The sequence below is a fragment of the Streptomyces niveiscabiei genome, assembly GCF_001419795.1.
In the GTDB taxonomy this organism is placed as follows: Bacteria; Actinomycetota; Actinomycetes; order Streptomycetales; family Streptomycetaceae; genus Streptomyces; species Streptomyces niveiscabiei.
Window position 1 is genome coordinate 15,468 of record NZ_LIRL01000268.1, and the last position, 14,405, is coordinate 29,872.

Annotated in this window: 12 protein-coding genes; 8 read left to right on the forward strand and 4 right to left on the reverse strand. The window is 69.8% G+C overall.

Annotated features, from left to right (window positions below; translation table 11 throughout):
* Positions 1–90 precede the first annotated feature (90 nt).
* Genes AOK24_RS14385 through AOK24_RS14395 form a run of 3 tightly spaced genes read right to left on the reverse strand, consistent with a single transcriptional unit; the run spans position 91 to position 3,250 of the window.
* Positions 91–927, reverse strand: coding sequence for a carbohydrate ABC transporter permease (locus tag AOK24_RS14385; protein WP_055720462.1), 837 nt, complete (start codon positions 925–927; stop codon positions 91–93).
* Complete coding sequence (locus AOK24_RS14390) at positions 924–1,904, reverse strand: carbohydrate ABC transporter permease (protein WP_055720463.1); 981 nt, start codon at positions 1,902–1,904, stop codon at positions 924–926. Before AOK24_RS14390 ends, AOK24_RS14385 begins: the two co-directional genes overlap by 4 nt.
* On the reverse strand, positions 1,901–3,250 hold the full coding sequence (locus AOK24_RS14395; RefSeq protein WP_055720464.1) for an extracellular solute-binding protein: 1,350 nt from the start codon (positions 3,248–3,250) through the stop codon (positions 1,901–1,903). Before AOK24_RS14395 ends, AOK24_RS14390 begins: the two co-directional genes overlap by 4 nt.
* A 566-nt stretch (positions 3,251–3,816) precedes the next feature.
* Here AOK24_RS14395 and AOK24_RS14400 point away from each other — a divergent pair.
* The 7 genes from AOK24_RS14400 (at position 3,817) to AOK24_RS14430 (ending at position 12,731) form a co-directional block, all read left to right on the forward strand.
* Complete coding sequence (locus tag AOK24_RS14400; protein WP_055720465.1) at positions 3,817–4,830, forward strand: hydroxyacid dehydrogenase; 1,014 nt, start codon at positions 3,817–3,819, stop codon at positions 4,828–4,830.
* Between the two features lie 151 nt (positions 4,831–4,981).
* Entirely contained in the window at positions 4,982–6,109 is a 1,128-nt protein-coding gene (locus AOK24_RS14405; protein WP_055720472.1) for a LacI family DNA-binding transcriptional regulator, read from the forward strand.
* 300 nt (positions 6,110–6,409) lie between these two features.
* Entirely contained in the window at positions 6,410–7,747 is a 1,338-nt protein-coding gene (locus AOK24_RS14410; RefSeq protein ID WP_055720466.1) for an ABC transporter substrate-binding protein, read from the forward strand.
* A gap of 11 nt (positions 7,748–7,758) precedes the next feature.
* The gene (locus tag AOK24_RS14415) at positions 7,759–8,643 is read left to right on the forward strand and encodes a carbohydrate ABC transporter permease (RefSeq protein WP_055720467.1); all 885 of its coding nucleotides are present in this window, start codon (positions 7,759–7,761) and stop codon (positions 8,641–8,643) included.
* Positions 8,643–9,548, forward strand: coding sequence for a carbohydrate ABC transporter permease (locus tag AOK24_RS14420; RefSeq protein ID WP_055720468.1), 906 nt, complete (start codon positions 8,643–8,645; stop codon positions 9,546–9,548). The genes AOK24_RS14415 and AOK24_RS14420 overlap by 1 nt, the downstream gene beginning before the upstream one ends.
* Positions 9,549–9,691: 143 nt before the next feature.
* Positions 9,692–11,458 (forward strand): glycoside hydrolase family 43 protein, encoded by a 1,767-nt coding sequence (locus tag AOK24_RS14425; protein WP_055720469.1) that lies wholly within the window; start codon positions 9,692–9,694, stop codon positions 11,456–11,458.
* A gap of 214 nt (positions 11,459–11,672) precedes the next feature.
* Positions 11,673–12,731, forward strand: a complete 1,059-nt coding sequence (locus AOK24_RS14430; RefSeq protein WP_055720470.1) for a LacI family DNA-binding transcriptional regulator — start codon at positions 11,673–11,675, stop codon at positions 12,729–12,731.
* Positions 12,732–12,738: 7 nt separating this feature from the next.
* Here the strand turns inward: AOK24_RS14430 and AOK24_RS14435 are convergent, their stop codons facing one another.
* Positions 12,739–13,389: a ThuA domain-containing protein gene (locus AOK24_RS14435; protein WP_055720471.1), complete on the reverse strand. Its 651-nt coding sequence runs from the start codon at positions 13,387–13,389 to the stop codon at positions 12,739–12,741.
* 137 nt (positions 13,390–13,526) lie between these two features.
* Here AOK24_RS14435 and AOK24_RS14440 point away from each other — a divergent pair.
* The coding region (locus AOK24_RS14440; protein WP_063799446.1) for an aminoglycoside phosphotransferase family protein at positions 13,527–14,405 on the forward strand (879 nt) is incomplete at its 3' end.

Here is a 14,405-nt window from a genome sequence, read left to right on the forward strand (position 1 = left end):
GAGGAGGGGCGGCTCATTGCGGCCGGGGTGTCGGAGGCCGGTCGCCGCTGTCGGCGCCGGGCGGCGAACCGGCCGTACGGGCGAAGGGGGTTACTTGAGTCCGGACGTCGACATCCCGGCGACGAAGCCGCGTTGGGCGACGAGGAACACCAGCAGGATCGGCACGACGTACATCACCGAGGCGGCGGCCTGGAGTTCGGGGACCGGTGCCCCCGAGTCGTTGACGTAGGTCGTCATCACGGCGACCGCGAGGGTGGTCCGGTCGGTGGAGAGCAGGAGTTGGGGTGCGATGTAGTCGCCCCAGGTCCAGGTGAACGCGATGATGAAGCTCGCGGACAGGACGGGCCAGGACTGCGGGAGGAAGATCCGCCAGAAGATCCCGGCGTATCCGGCGCCGTCGATGATCGCGGCCTCCTCCAGTTCGCGCGGCAGGCCCGCGAAGAACTGCCGGAACAGGAAGACGAGATAGGGCGCGGCGGACAGTCCCCACAGGACCCACGGCCAGTACGTGTCCACCATGCCGAGCTTGGCGAAGATGAGGTACGTCGGCAGCAGGGTGATCATCTGGGGCAGCATCATCGAGCCGATGAGGATGCCGAACAGGGTCTTCTTCCCTGGTGCGTCGAGGCGCGCGAACCCGAACCCGACCCAGGCGGAGCTGAGGGTGACGAGCGTGGCGTAGATCAGCGCGATGATCAGGGAGTTGCGGGCGTATCCGAGGAAGTCGATCTGGGTGAAGGCGTCGGCGAAGTTGTGCCACTGGAAGTGGTCGGGCAGCCAGTGGACGGGTGAGGCCGCCAACTCCCCTTGTGTCTTCAGGCCGGTGAGGACGAGCCAGCCGAACGGGCCGAGGAACAGGCCGGTGAGGGCGACGAGTCCGGTGTAGAGGGCGAGGCGGCCCGTGCGGACGCGGACGGTCGTGGTCACTTCTTCGCCTCCGGGTCGACGTTGTAGAAGACCACGCCGGACGTGAACCTGAAGAGCAGTCCCGTCACGGCGAGGATGATGACGAAGAGCACCCACAGCAGCGCGGAGGCGTAGCCGTACCGGCCGAGCGCGAAGTACTGCGCGAACACGTGCATCATGTACAGGTAGTTGGACTGCGGGACGGTCGTGATCCCGCTGGTGTCGCCGAGCGGTGCGAGCAGCAGCGGCATGATGGTCTGCACCGAGGCGATCATCCCGGTGACGGTCTGGAAGAGCAGGACGGGCGACAGCAGCGGGACGGTGATGCTGCGGAACGTCCGCCAGGCGCTCGCCCCGTCGAGGGTGGCCGCCTCGTGGAGTTCGCGGGGTACGTCCTGGAGCCCCGCCAGCGAGATGATCATGATGTTGCCGGCGGTCCACAGCACGGTCATCAGCAGCACGTAGCGCGCGTACGGGTCGGCGAGCCAGCCCACGGCGTCGATGCCGAAGAACGTCAACGCCCCGTTGGTGGCACCGGAGTTCTGGTCGAACAGCGCCTTGAAGGCGAGTCCCGCGCCGACCGGCGGCACCACCGCCGGCAGATAGATCAGCGTCCGGAACAACCCCCGTGCTTTCAGGGGCCTGTTGAGCAGGACGGCGAGTCCGAGCCCGGCGGCGATGGACAGCGGCACGGACGTCACGGCGAAGAGCCCGGACCGGCCGAGGGCGTCCCAGGTCACCGGATCGCCCATCAGCTCGCGGTAGTTGCCGAGGCCGATGAACCTCCAGTGCGGGGAGATCCCGTCGAACGTGGTGAAGCTGAGCCAGAGCGCGTACCCCATCGGGATCACGGTCAGCAGCACGAAGCCGATGATCCAGGGGGAGGTGAACAGGTAGAACGCGCGGTGGCGGCGGGCCACCATGGTCGTGCCGCGTTTCCCCCGGGCGAGCGGCGTCTCGGTCCGTTCCGGTGCCGCCGTCATCTGATCGACCGTCATCCCACCTGCTCCTTACCGCGCTTGAGCTGCTCGTTGACGACGTCGTTCAGCTGTCCGGCGAGTCGGTCGACGGAGATCGCGCCGTTCATCGCCGCCGGGGCGACCTGGTTGAAGAGGGCGTCGAGCGCGTCGGCCCGCGTGTACGGGGTGAAGGAGACGACCGAGTAGTGCTTGAGTTCGTCCTCCTGCACCTTCAACGTCCGCTGCTGGTAAGCCTCTTGATGGGGCATCAGGGGGCGCAGCGACTTGAGGGTCGGGATGCCCCAGCCTCCGGCGGCGCGTTCCCTGGCGGGTTCCTCGCCGAAGAACCACTCGAAGATCCGCCAGGCGGCATCCTTGTTCTTCGCCTTCTTCGGCATCCACAGTCCGGTGCCGCCCTGGCAGGCGCTGATGCGGGGGCCGCCGGCGAAGACGGGTGCGGGGGCGAGCCGGGAGACGGCGGCGAGCTTCGGGTCGGTGCCGATCATCCCGCCGAGCCAGTAGCCGGAGTTGGACATCGCCATGCGTCCGGCCTGGTAGGTGGGTCCGTCCCAGCCGTTGGGGTCGGGCTGGATCAGGCTCGGCCCGACCTTGGTGTGGCAGTAGTCGATGTACCAGGCGAGCGCCTTGCGGGCTTCGGGGGTGGTGAAGTCGACGCGGGAGAAGTCGTCGCTGAAGAGGCTGCCGCCCGCCGAGGCCGTCATCGTCGCGAGCAGCGTCGAGCGGGTGAGGCCGGCGTAGCTGCCGCCGAAGACGATGGTCTGGCCCCGCTTGCGCTGGACGAGGCGGCGCGCGTCCTCCTGCCACTGCTCGAAGGTGACCGGCTCGGTCTGCGACGGGTACGGGATGCCCGCCTTGTCGAAGACGGCGGTGTTGTACCAGTACATGGAGTCCTGGGAGAAGTCCTTCGCCATGCCGTAGCGCGGCCCCTTGCCCTGCGTGCGGCCGTCGAAGCGCCACAGGTCGTTCACCGGGTCGAGGTCGGCGGCCCTGAGGACGGTGGAGCGCGCGAAGTACGGGTCGAGGTTCTCGGCGGTGTCCCGGGCCGCGAAGTACGCGGCGTCCACCGCGCCCACACCGCGCACCAGGTCGGGCGGGTTCCCGCTGGTCAGCATCGCGATCAGCTTGGTGATGTCCCACTTGACCAGCGCGACGGAGATCCCGAGCTTCTTCTTGACCTGCCTGACCTGGTCCGAGGTGATGTCACCCGGCGACACCATCATCGTGACGGTCTCGCCCCCGCCGCCGACCGAGCCGGAGACCTGGAGCGCGCAGCCGTTCAGCGCCGCCGCACCGGCCACGGCCCCGCCGGCCGACAGCGCGAGGAACCTGCGTCGGCTGGGAGGGGCACCGGCGTGGGAGCGCATGGGGTCTCGCCTTCTGGGAGATGGGAGAGGGGGAAACGGGCAGGGCGGCGGCTCGCCCGAGTAATGCGTAGCAACCGGTTGCTACGACCGAGTGCGCTGAGCTTCTGCCGCTTCACGGGGCCCGTCAAGGGTTTGCGCACGTTTTCGAAAACTCCGTGCACGTGCCCGGTCGCCCCGGACGGCCCGCCCGACAGGCCGCCGATACGGCCGGGGTACGCTCCTGAGCTGCACGAACACCGACCGCGTGAACCACCCCGGACCGGCACCGCCCGCTTGCCCCGTCCCCTGGATCCACACAAGCCGTCCGGGCGCGCGGACTGCAACCGGTTGTGACGACTCGACCCTCTTCACGCACACCCGGTCCACCCGCCCCGTGTACCCCGTACGACCTCAACGCCCTGGCACCGATGGGATATTGGCAGCTCAGCTGGGACACAGGCCTGATCGGTACTGATCCGCTCCGACTGATTGACCATGGCTCGGCCACAGATTTACGGTAGAAGACGCTTTCAGTAAACGTTTCCCGTACTCGCCCTCACTCACCCCCACTCGCCCTCAGGAGAGTCATGCCCAGCGCCCCGCTGCCCAGGGCCGTGTTCGCCATGGATCCGGTGCACCTCCCGCTGCTGTTCCCCGAGCCCGTGCTGGAGCGGCTGCGCCGGACCGCCGACATCGACCCCGCGCTCGTCGTCCAGGACCTCACCGACCCGGCGGCGGCCTCCGCGCTGGCGGAGGCGGAGTTCCTGATCACCGGCTGGGGCTGCCCGCACCTCGGCGCCGAGGCCCTGGCCGCCGCCCCGAAGCTCCGCGCCGTGCTGCACGCGGCGGGCTCGGTGCGTTCCCTGGTCGGGGACGCCCTGTGGGCGCGCGGGGTGAGCGTCTCCAGCGCGGTCACCGCCAACGCCGTACCCGTCGCGGAGTACACGCTCGCGATGATCCTGCTCGCCGGGAAGGACTTCTTCTCCCTGCGCGAGACCTACCGCCGTACGCACGCGCAGCCGACGCCCGCCGAGACCGCGCCGATCGGGAATCTGGGCCGCCGGGTCGGGGTGATCGGCGCGTCGCGCGTGGGGCGCAGGCTGCTCGAACTGCTGCGGCCGTTCGACTTCGAGGTGCTGCTGCACGACCCGTACGTCGACTCCGGCGAGGCGGAGAAGCTCGGTGCCCGCCTGATGTCCCTGGAGGAGCTGCTGACCCGCAGCGACATCGTCAGCCTGCACGCGCCGGACATCCCGGAGACGCACCACATGCTGGACCGCGCGCGCCTGTCGCTGATCCCCGATGGCGGGGTCCTGATCAACACCTCCCGGGGTGCGCTGGTCGACCACGCGGCGCTCACCGACGAGGTGGTGGCGGGGCGGCTCACCGCGATCCTCGACGTCACCGAACCCGAACCGCTGCCCGCCGGTTCGCCGCTCTACACGCTGCCGAACGTGATCCTCACGCCGCACATCGCCGGTTCGCTCGGTAACGAGCTGCGACGGCTCGGCGAGATCGTCGTGACGGAGGTCGAGCGGCTCACGGAGGGCCTCCCGCCGGCCCACGAGGTCCGGCACGCGGATCTCGCCAGAAGCGCCTGAACCCCTTCTGACCTGCGTAGACGAAAGTTATCCACAGGCTCTGACGGGTCGTCGGCCACCGGGATACCTTGTCGTCACCGGGTCGGACGGCGGTGGCGGAGAGGCCGTCCGGAGCCGGTGGAACCCCCCATGACTGGAAGGAGGCGTGACGGTGAGTGAGCGGAAGTCGGGCGTCAAGAAGATCGGCCGCCCCAAGCGCAGGGTGACGATAAAGGACGTGGCGAAGGAGGCGAAGGTCTCGGTCGCGACCGTCTCCCGGGTGCTGGGCGTGAGCAACTACCCGGTGGCGGCGGACACCCGCAGCCGCGTGATGAAGGTGGTCCGAGACCTGGACTACGTGACGAACGCGCACGCGAGATCGCTGGCGGGCGGCGGTACGCCAACGGTGGCGATCCTCATGAACAACATCACCGGCGCCGCGTTCGCACACGTCGCCAAGGGCGTCGAGGGCGCGGCGACGCTGCGCGGCTGGCTCTCCCTGGTCGGCACGACGGGCGAGGACCCCGAGCGGGAGCTGGCGCTGGTCAACATGATGCGCCAGCAGGGCGTGGCGGCCGTGGTGCTGCTCGGCGGGGCCTACGACCGCACGGAGTACCAGACGAGGATGGGCCGCTTCGCGCGCTCGCTGAACGCGGCGGGCTCGCATCTGGTCCTGGTCGGCAGGCCGCCGCTGGAGGGCGACGTCCCGGCGACGACGGTGGACTACGACAACGAGGCGGGCGCCTACGCCATGGCCAGCCACGTCCTGTCGGCCGGCCACCGCAAGGTCCTGGTGCTGCCGGGCCCGGCCGGACTGACCACCGCCCAGGGCAGGCTGGCGGGCGCGCGGCGGGCCTTCGAGGCGTACGGGGTGCCGTTCGACCCGGGGCTCGTGCGGCGCGGTTCGTACGACTACGAGCACGGGTACGCGGCGGTTCAGCAGGCGCTTGCGCGGACCCCGGGCTTCACGGCGGTCCTCGCGGGGACGGACGTGGTGGCGGCGGGCGCGATGCAGGCGCTGAGATCGGTGGGCCTGCGGGTGCCGGACGACGTGTCGGTGGCGGGGTACGACGACATCCCGCTGGCCTCGCAGCTGACGCCCGGACTGACGACGGTGCACGTGCCGTACGAGGAGATGGGCCGGGTCGCGCTGCGGGCGGTCGCCGACCGCAGGGCCGCGCTGGACCTCGCCGGTTCCGGGCCGTCCGGGGAGGGCAGGCCGGCCGAGGCCGAGCACCTGATCCTGGGCACCCACGTCGTCGTACGGGACTCGGTCCGGCCGCCCGGGCCGCTGCGGTAACCCGCCTGCCGTACAGCCGAGTTGGGTGTCCCGGCCCCTCGGCGGGAACGTCCTCCGCACGCCTCGGCAGGGTACGTAAACGGTTACCGGATTTCGGGCCGATTCGCCCAAGATTTTCTCGCACGCCTCTTGATAATGCCGATCCTGTCGGCCTAACGTCACAGCAACCGGTTACTACACCTTCCGCTTGAGCCGGCCCGACGCAGCGATCTCCTCGCCGTCCGGCCGCCGCCTACGGCCAGTACCGAGCCGCCGCTCTCGCCCCGTCGAGACGCCTACTTCCCGAAGGAACACGGTCAGATGAATGCCATCAGCCCCCGCAGAAGGATCGCCCGCGCAGCCGCAGCGGGAATCGCGCTGACAGGTCTGCTCGCCGCCTGCGGCGGTTCGGGCGACGACGACGGCGGCTCCTCGGCGTCGGGCCCGGTCACCCTCCCCTACTGGGGCTGGGCGAACGGTCAGGAGGCGGTCGTCAAGGCGTTCAACGCGTCCCACAAGGACGTCCAGCTCAAGTACACGAAGGTCACCGACCAGCTGACGATGCAGAAGCAGCTGACGAACGCGGTGAAGGCGGGCAACGCCCCGTGCCTGGTGCAGAACACCGCCGAATACGTGACGACGTGGGTGTCCCAGGGCGCGCTGGCCGACGTGTCGCAGTACGTGGCGTCCAGCAAGGACAGGTTCAACGCCGGTTCCTGGGCGAGCGCGCAGGTGCAGGGCAAGTTCTACGGCGTGCCGACCAGTTCCTCGCCGAACTTCACGATCTACCGGGCGGACGTCTTCCAGAAGTACGGCATCAAGGCGCCGACGACGTGGGACGAGTTCGTCGCGGCCGGCAAGGAGCTGAAGAAGCACAACGTCAAGATCACGAACTACGCCGGTGAGGACCCTTCCACGCTGGAGGTGCTCGCGATGCAGGCGGGCGCGCACTGGTACGCGATCGACGGGAACGCGTGGAAGATCGACTTCCAGGACGCGGGCACGCTGAAGGCCGCGAAGGTGATCCAGGACATCATCGACAACGACCTCAACTCGACGCTCTCGTTCGCCGACTACGCGGCCGTACAGCGCAACTACGACAACGGCGGCACGGTGACGCGCCAGATCTCGACCTGGCAGATGGCCGGCATGGTGCAGAACTTCACGAAGTCGTTCGGCCAGTGGGCGCTGGCGCCGTGGCCGACGTTCGCGGGCGAGGCGCCGAAGACCCCGGCGGGCACGAACCTGACGGGCAGCGTCACCCTGGTGACGAAGGACTGCAAGAACCCGAAGCAGGCCGCCGAGGCCGCGCTGTGGATGTCCACGGACCCGGGCGCGGTCAAGACGATGGCGAGCCCCGAGACCGGCAACGGCGTGATGCCGGCGCTCGCCGACACCGGCTCGTACATCGACGAGTCGATCTCGCGGAAGCTGCTGGGCGCGCACTACGAACCGGCGAAGAAGGTCGTCGGCGACAGCCTGAACACGGTCACGACGGACTGGACGTTCGGCCCGGACTGGACGGCCATGTTCAGTGAGCTGCAAGCCGGCTGGGCCAAGGTGGTCAGCAAGCAGCAGAAGGTCACCGACCTGCTGGCGCACATGCAGAAGTGGACGGTCGACGACCTCAAGTCCCGTGGCATCACCGTGAAGGGCTGAGGAAGCTTCCGATGATCCGCTCCCAGCGCTGGAAGGGTGCCGCGTTCACGGTGCCCTTCCAGCTCGGCTTCGTCTTTCTGTACCTCCTCCCGATCGGCTACGCCGTCTACCAGTCGCTCTTCAAGGTCCAGCAGTCCGGGCTCGGCCTCGGCGGCTCGACGGAGAAGTTCACCGGCCTCGACAACTACCGCGAGGGCCTCACCGACTCGGCGTTCATGGGCTCGGTCCTGCGGGTCGTGGTCTTCGCCTGTGTGCAGATCCCGGTGATGCTGCTGGTCAGCCTGGTACTCGCGCTGCTGCTCGACGCGGTGACCTCGCGCGCGGCGAGCCGGTTCCGGATCCTGCTGCTCATGCCGTACATGATCCCGGGGGTCGTCGCGGCGATCGTCTGGATCAACCTGTACAGCCCGGACGTCGGTCCGCTGACGGCGATCGGGGACGCGTTCGGGTTCCACTGGAACTTCTTCGCGCCGTCGATGGTGTGGCCGTCCATCGGCAACCTGCTGACCTGGCACGGCATCGGCTACAACATGGTGATCATCTACTCGGCGCTCCAGGCGGTCCCGCGCGAGCTGTTCGAGGCGGCCCGGCTGGACGGCGCCTCCGAGCTGAGGATCGCCCGCAGCATCAAAGTGCCGTACGTGCGGGGCGCGTTGGTGCTGACCGGGCTGCTGTCGATCATCCAGATGCTCCAGATCTTCAACGAGCCCGCGCTGTTCCGGAACGTCACACCGCAGACGGTCGACGACAGCTTCACCCCGATCATGATCATCTACAACCAGGCGTTCAACGCCGGCAACTACCACTACGCCGCGGCTCTTTCGGTGCTCCTCGCGCTGATCCTGGGCCTCGCCTCCTTCGTCTTCTACCGGCTGACATCGAGGGAGGCCGACTGATGACCCTGACCGAAGACCGCGCGCCGAAAACGGCGGTCCGCCGACTCACGCAACCCGATCCGCGCTCCCGTTCGCGCGGCGGCCAGCGGTTCCTGCTCATCGGGCTCGCGCTCGCGAGCGTCTACAGCCTCTTCCCCGTGTGGTGGCTGATCGTCGCGGCGACCAAGGACCGTACGGGCCTGTACCAGTCCAACGGCCTCTGGTTCTCCGGCTGGCACCTCTGGGACAACCTGCACCAGCTGTTCACCTACGAGGACGGCATCTTCCTGCGCTGGACCGCCAACTCCCTGCTGTACGCGGGCGTCGGCTCCCTCGGCGGCACGCTGATCGCCCTCGCGACCGGGTACGGCCTCGCGCGCTTCGACTTCCCCGGGCGGGGCCTCGTCTTCGCGTCCGTCGTCGGCTCGTTCCTCATCCCGATCGCGCTGCTGACGCTCCCGCTGTACCTGCTGTTCTCCGAGATCGGCATGGTCGACACGCCCTGGGCGATGCTCATCCCCTGCCTGATCAACCCGTTCAGCGTGTACCTCGCGAAGGTCTACACCGAGTCGACGATTCCCTACGAACTCCTGGAGGCCGCGCGGCTCGACGGGGCGGGCGAGCTGCGCATCTTCTTCTCGATCGTGCTGCGCATGATGACGACCGGTGGCGCGACGGTGTTCCTCCTCGCGTTCGTCAACACGTGGAACTCCTTCTTCCTGCCGCTGACCGTGCTGCGCGGCGAGAACAACTGGACGCTGAACATCGGCCTCTACAACTGGTCAGGGAAGCGGCTGGAGTCGGGGGTCGACCTGACGAGCCTCGTCCTGACGGGCGCGCTGCTGTCGATCGTGCCGATGGCGATCATGATGGTGGCGATGCGGCGGTACTGGCGGTCGGGCGTGACGCTGGGGGCGCTGAAGTGACGGGCGAGGAAGCTGAGATGCCGGGCGAGGAGACTCAAGTGCCGGGCGAGGAGGCTGATATACCGGGCGAGGAGGCTCAAGTGTCTGGCGGTGCTTCCCGGGTGGCGGGCGGCGTCCCTCCCGTGCCGGCCTGCGCTGCACAAGTGGCGTGCGCCGAGGGGCAGTCAGTCGCACGCAACCCGGTGATCCGGGGCTTCGCCCCCGACCCCTCCCTCGTCCGCGCGGGCAACTGGTACTACATCGCGACGAGTTCGTTCGAGTGGTTCCCCACGATCCCGATCCACCGCTCCCGCGACCTCGCGCACTGGGAGCACGCCGGTCACGTCGAGGGCGCCGCCCCCGGCAACTCCCTTGCGGGTGTGCCCGATTCGGCTGGCATCTGGGCGCCCTCGCTGAGCTGGGACGGCGAGTCGTTCTGGATGGTGTACGCGGTCGTCCGCTCGGTCGGCACGCCGTACTTCGACCTGGACACGTACGTCACGACCGCGCCCGACGTCTCCGGCCCCTGGGCCGAACCGCGCCGCGTGGCCGGTCACGGCTTCGACCCCGCCCTCTTCCACGAGGACGGCCGGCTGTGGCTGCTCAACCTCCAGAACGACCACCGCCCGGCCGGGAACCGCTTCTCGGGGATCGTCGCGACGGAGCTGGACCGGGTGACGCTGAAGCCGCTCGGCGACACCCACCTGCTGCTCCAGCACGAACGGCTCGTCGAGGGGCCGAAGTTGCTGAAGCGGGACGGCTGGTACCACCTGGTGCTGGCCGAAGGGGGAACCGGTTTCGAGCACGGCGTCCTGACCGCGCGCAGCCGCTGCCTGACCGGGCCGTACGAGGTCGCCGACCGCCCGCTGCTGACGTCCCGGGACGATCCGTCGGTGCCGTTGCAGAAGGCCGGGCACGCGGAGTTGGTGCGGACGCCCGGGGGCGAGTGGTTCCTCAGCCATCTGGTGGGGCGCCCGCTGGAGACGCCGGAGGGGCCGCGCTGCACGCTGGGGCGGGAGACCGCGGTGCAGGCGGTGGAGTGGGACGAGGAGGGGTGGCCCCGGCTGAAGGGCGGGGGGTGGCACCCGGCGGTGGAGGTGGCCGTACCGGCGATTTCCGGAACTCCGGCTCCTGGAGGGCCGGTTGCCGGAGCGCCGGTTTCCGGCCCGCCGGCCGCCGGGAGAACGGGCTCTCCGGCACCGGTTTCCGAAACTCCCGACGGCCCTCTTTCAGAAACTTTCCCCCGGTTGAGCAACTGGCCGACCAACCGGCCCACCGACCGGCCCACCGACCCCCTGGGCTGGCCCTGGAGCACCCTCCGCGAACCCCCCAACCCCTCCTGGGCGGACGTCACTTCGCGCCCGGGATGGATCCGCCTGCGGGGACGCCAGGGCCCGGAGTCCCGCTGGTCCCAGAGCCTCCTCGCCCAACGCCTCACCGAACACCACGCCGTGGCCCAGGTCACCGTCGAGGCGACCCCGTCGACGTTCACGCAGGCCGCCGGCCTGATCCTGCGGTACGACGCGGAGGCGTACCTCAGCCTCGATCTCACCTGGTCGGAGCCCCCGGGCGAGAAGCAGCGCGGCCAGCAGTGGCGCGGCGAAGGCCGTACCGTCCTCAGTCTGATCGACCGGGACGTGACGGGGACGCGGGAAGTCGCCGTGGTGGACGTCGACTTGAGCGGGCCGGTCACGATCGGCGTCTCCGTGGAGGGGACGGAGGCGCGGTTCTGGTACCTGCGCGACGACACGTACACCCAGGTCGGCCCGCCCCTCGACGCGAGCCGCCTCTCCGACGACCACGGTGGCGGACTGCGCTTCACGGGCACGCTCGTAGGGATTCACGCCCGCGATCTCGTCGACGCCGCGTTCACCGCGGACTTCCGTGACTTCCGCCTGGAGTGCGAGGAGTTGCCGCGGAAATCCCCCTAAGGTGCACCAGAACCCCCCGCACCTGTTCGGGGTTTCGAAAGTTCACGTCCGCGATTCCGGTCACGCGAACCCGTGACTCCCGGTGTCTTCCCGTCACGCTGCGGCGCCTTTAGGATAGCAAGCGCTTTCTGTCGGCCGGGCGCACGAAAACGGCCGAAACAGCGCTGGTCGAGCTTTCGCTGGCCCAATGGCGGGCCGGAGAGGTGGGTTCCCTATGGTCCGCACGGTGAGTCCGAACGTGACGGCCGGACCGACGCTGGCGGTCGTGGCACGCGAGGCGGGGGTGTCGGTCCCGACGGCCTCGAAGGTCGTCAACGGCCGGGAGGACGTGGCGCCCGAGACCCGGCGCCGGGTCACCGAGGCGCTGGACCGGCTGGGGTACGTCCGCAGGCCCCGGTTCGACGCGTCGAAGCCGCCCCGGCTGGTGGACCTCGTCGTCCACTCCCTGGACAGCTCCTGGTCGGGCGCGGTGCTGCACGGCGTCGAACAGGCCGCCCACGAGGCGGGGTTGGACGTCGTCGTCTCGGCGGGCCTCGGCCGCAGCGCCCGGGGCGACCGCCCGCAGCGCGGCTGGCTCGACAAGCTGACGACCCGCGGTTCGGCCGGAGTCCTGTTCAACCTGGCCGAGTTGACGGACTCGCAGTACGCGTGGCTGGAACAGCACCGCATCCCGTACGTGATGATCGACCCGGCGCACGAACCGCCGCCCGGCGCCGTGTCGGTGGGCGCCGCGAACTGGCAGGGCGGGGTGAGCGCGACGGAGCACCTGCTCACGCTCGGGCACGAGCGGATCGCCGTCATCGCGGGGCGCCGCCGCAAGCAGTGCAGCAACGCCCGGGTGGCGGGCTACCGTTCGGCGCTCGCCGCCGCCGGGCTGCCGCAGCGGCCCGAGTACATCCGGTACGGCTGCTTCGAGGAGTCCACCGCCCGCCAGCGCATGCGCGAACTCCTCGACCTGCCCGAGCCCCCCACCGCCGTCTTCGTCTGCTCCGACCACATGGCCCTCGGCGTCTACGAGGCCCTGGCGGAACACGGGTTGAGCGTTCCCGACGACATCAGCGTCGTCGGCTTCGACGACCTCCCCGAGTCCCGCTGGGCCAGCCCCGGCCTCACGACCGTCCGCCAGCCCCTCGGCGAGATGGCGGCGACCGCGCTGCGGCTGCTGGTGCGCATGATGGACGGCGAGCGCCCGGAAGGGACCCGCACTGAGCTGTCGACACGGCTCGTCGTACGGGCGAGCACCGCACCGCCTCGCGTCCGCACCCATGCCTGACACCCCGTCAACTCCCTTGCGCCGCCCAGGTGATACCGCCCCGCAGGTGCGCCCGGAACGCCGGGTCGTCGTACGCCTCCTCCGCATGCCCGAGGGCCGTGTAGAAGACCCGGCCCTCCCCCTGCGCGCGGGTCCAGGCCAGCGGGTGGTCCTCCCCCATGCCGCCGCCCTCGTACGAGGACTCGTCGGCGGTCAGCAACACCCGTACCGAACCCCGGGGGTTGGTGCGGAAGTCGTACCACTCGTCGGTGAAGTCCCAGACCTTCGGCAGGTGTTGCGTCGCGGGATGACCCGCGTCCTCCACAACCGCCTTACCGGGCTGATACTCAGGATGCCGGTCAAACCGAGCACCGAGCAGCTCCCCGTAATAAGGCCACTCGTACTCGGTCGTGGCCGCCGCATGCACCCCGACGAACCCACCCCCCGCCTCGACATACTCCTTGAGAAGCTCCCGCCCCTTCGCGGTGAGCACCTCCCCACTCGTCGAGAGAAACAGCACCGCCGCGTACCGCGTCAGCGGAGCGTCCAGAACCGCCGGGTCCTCGGTGTGATCGACCACCCACTCCCCCATGACCGCCCGCAGAGCCTCGGCCGCGTACGGGATGGAGTCGTGGCGGTAGCCGGTGGTACGGCTGTAGACGAGCAGACGTGGGGCCATGGGGTCGAGCCTATGCCGGTGAACAGACGGACGCGGGGCCGGGCGGGGGTCCCGGGGCTACCGAAAATTTCGTAGTAACCGGTTGCTGAAAAACTCGGATGCCGTTCACCCGGCGGCAGAGCTAGGGTCCCGCGCTGATGATGCACGCGAACCAGATCAGGACCGATACCGCGCTGGTACGGCGGCTGCTGGCCGGGCAGTTCCCCGAGTGGGCGGGGCTGCCGCTGGCCGAGGTGGTGCCGGGCGGGACCACCAACGCGATCTACCGGCTCGGCGACGAGTTGCTCGTCCGGCTGCCGATCGTCGAAGACGTCGTGGAGCAGGCCGAGTTCGAGGCGCTGTGGCTGCCGAGGCTGGCGCCCTCGCTGCCCGTCGCCGTGCCCGAGCCCGTCGCGGTCGGGCAGCCCGGCGAGGGGTATCCGTTCCCGTGGGCGGTGTGCCGGTGGATCGCGGGGACGCATCCTGCCGGGGGTGAAGGGGAGGCGTTCGCACGGGAGTTGGGGGAGTTCGTCGCCGCGCTGCGGACGGCGGACACCGCCGGGGCGCCGGTCGGGTACCGGGGTGGGCCGCTGCACGCCCGGGACGCGTTCACCCGGACCTGGATCGCGAGGGCCGCCGACGACATCGACGTGGCCGCGGTGCTCGACGCCTGGGAGCACGCGCTCGCGCAGCCCGCGTGGGACGAGTCTCCCGTGTGGGCGCACGGTGACCTCATCCCCGGCAACGTCCTTGTCTCCGGGGGCGAGTTGGGCGCGGTCATCGACTTCGGGGCGGCCGGGGTCGGGGACCCGGCCTGCGACGCGATCCCTGCGTGGGCGGTCCTGGACGCCGGGCAGCGGGAGGCGTTCCGGGAAGCCGCCGGGTTCGACGACGCGGCCTGGGCCCGGGGGCGGGGGTGGGCGCTGACGTTCGTGAGCGGGATCGACTACTACCGGACGACGAACCCCGCGATGTCCCGGCTGGGGCCGCCGGCGGTGGAGGCCCTGTCTCTCATACACCTCTCACGCTGCCGACGA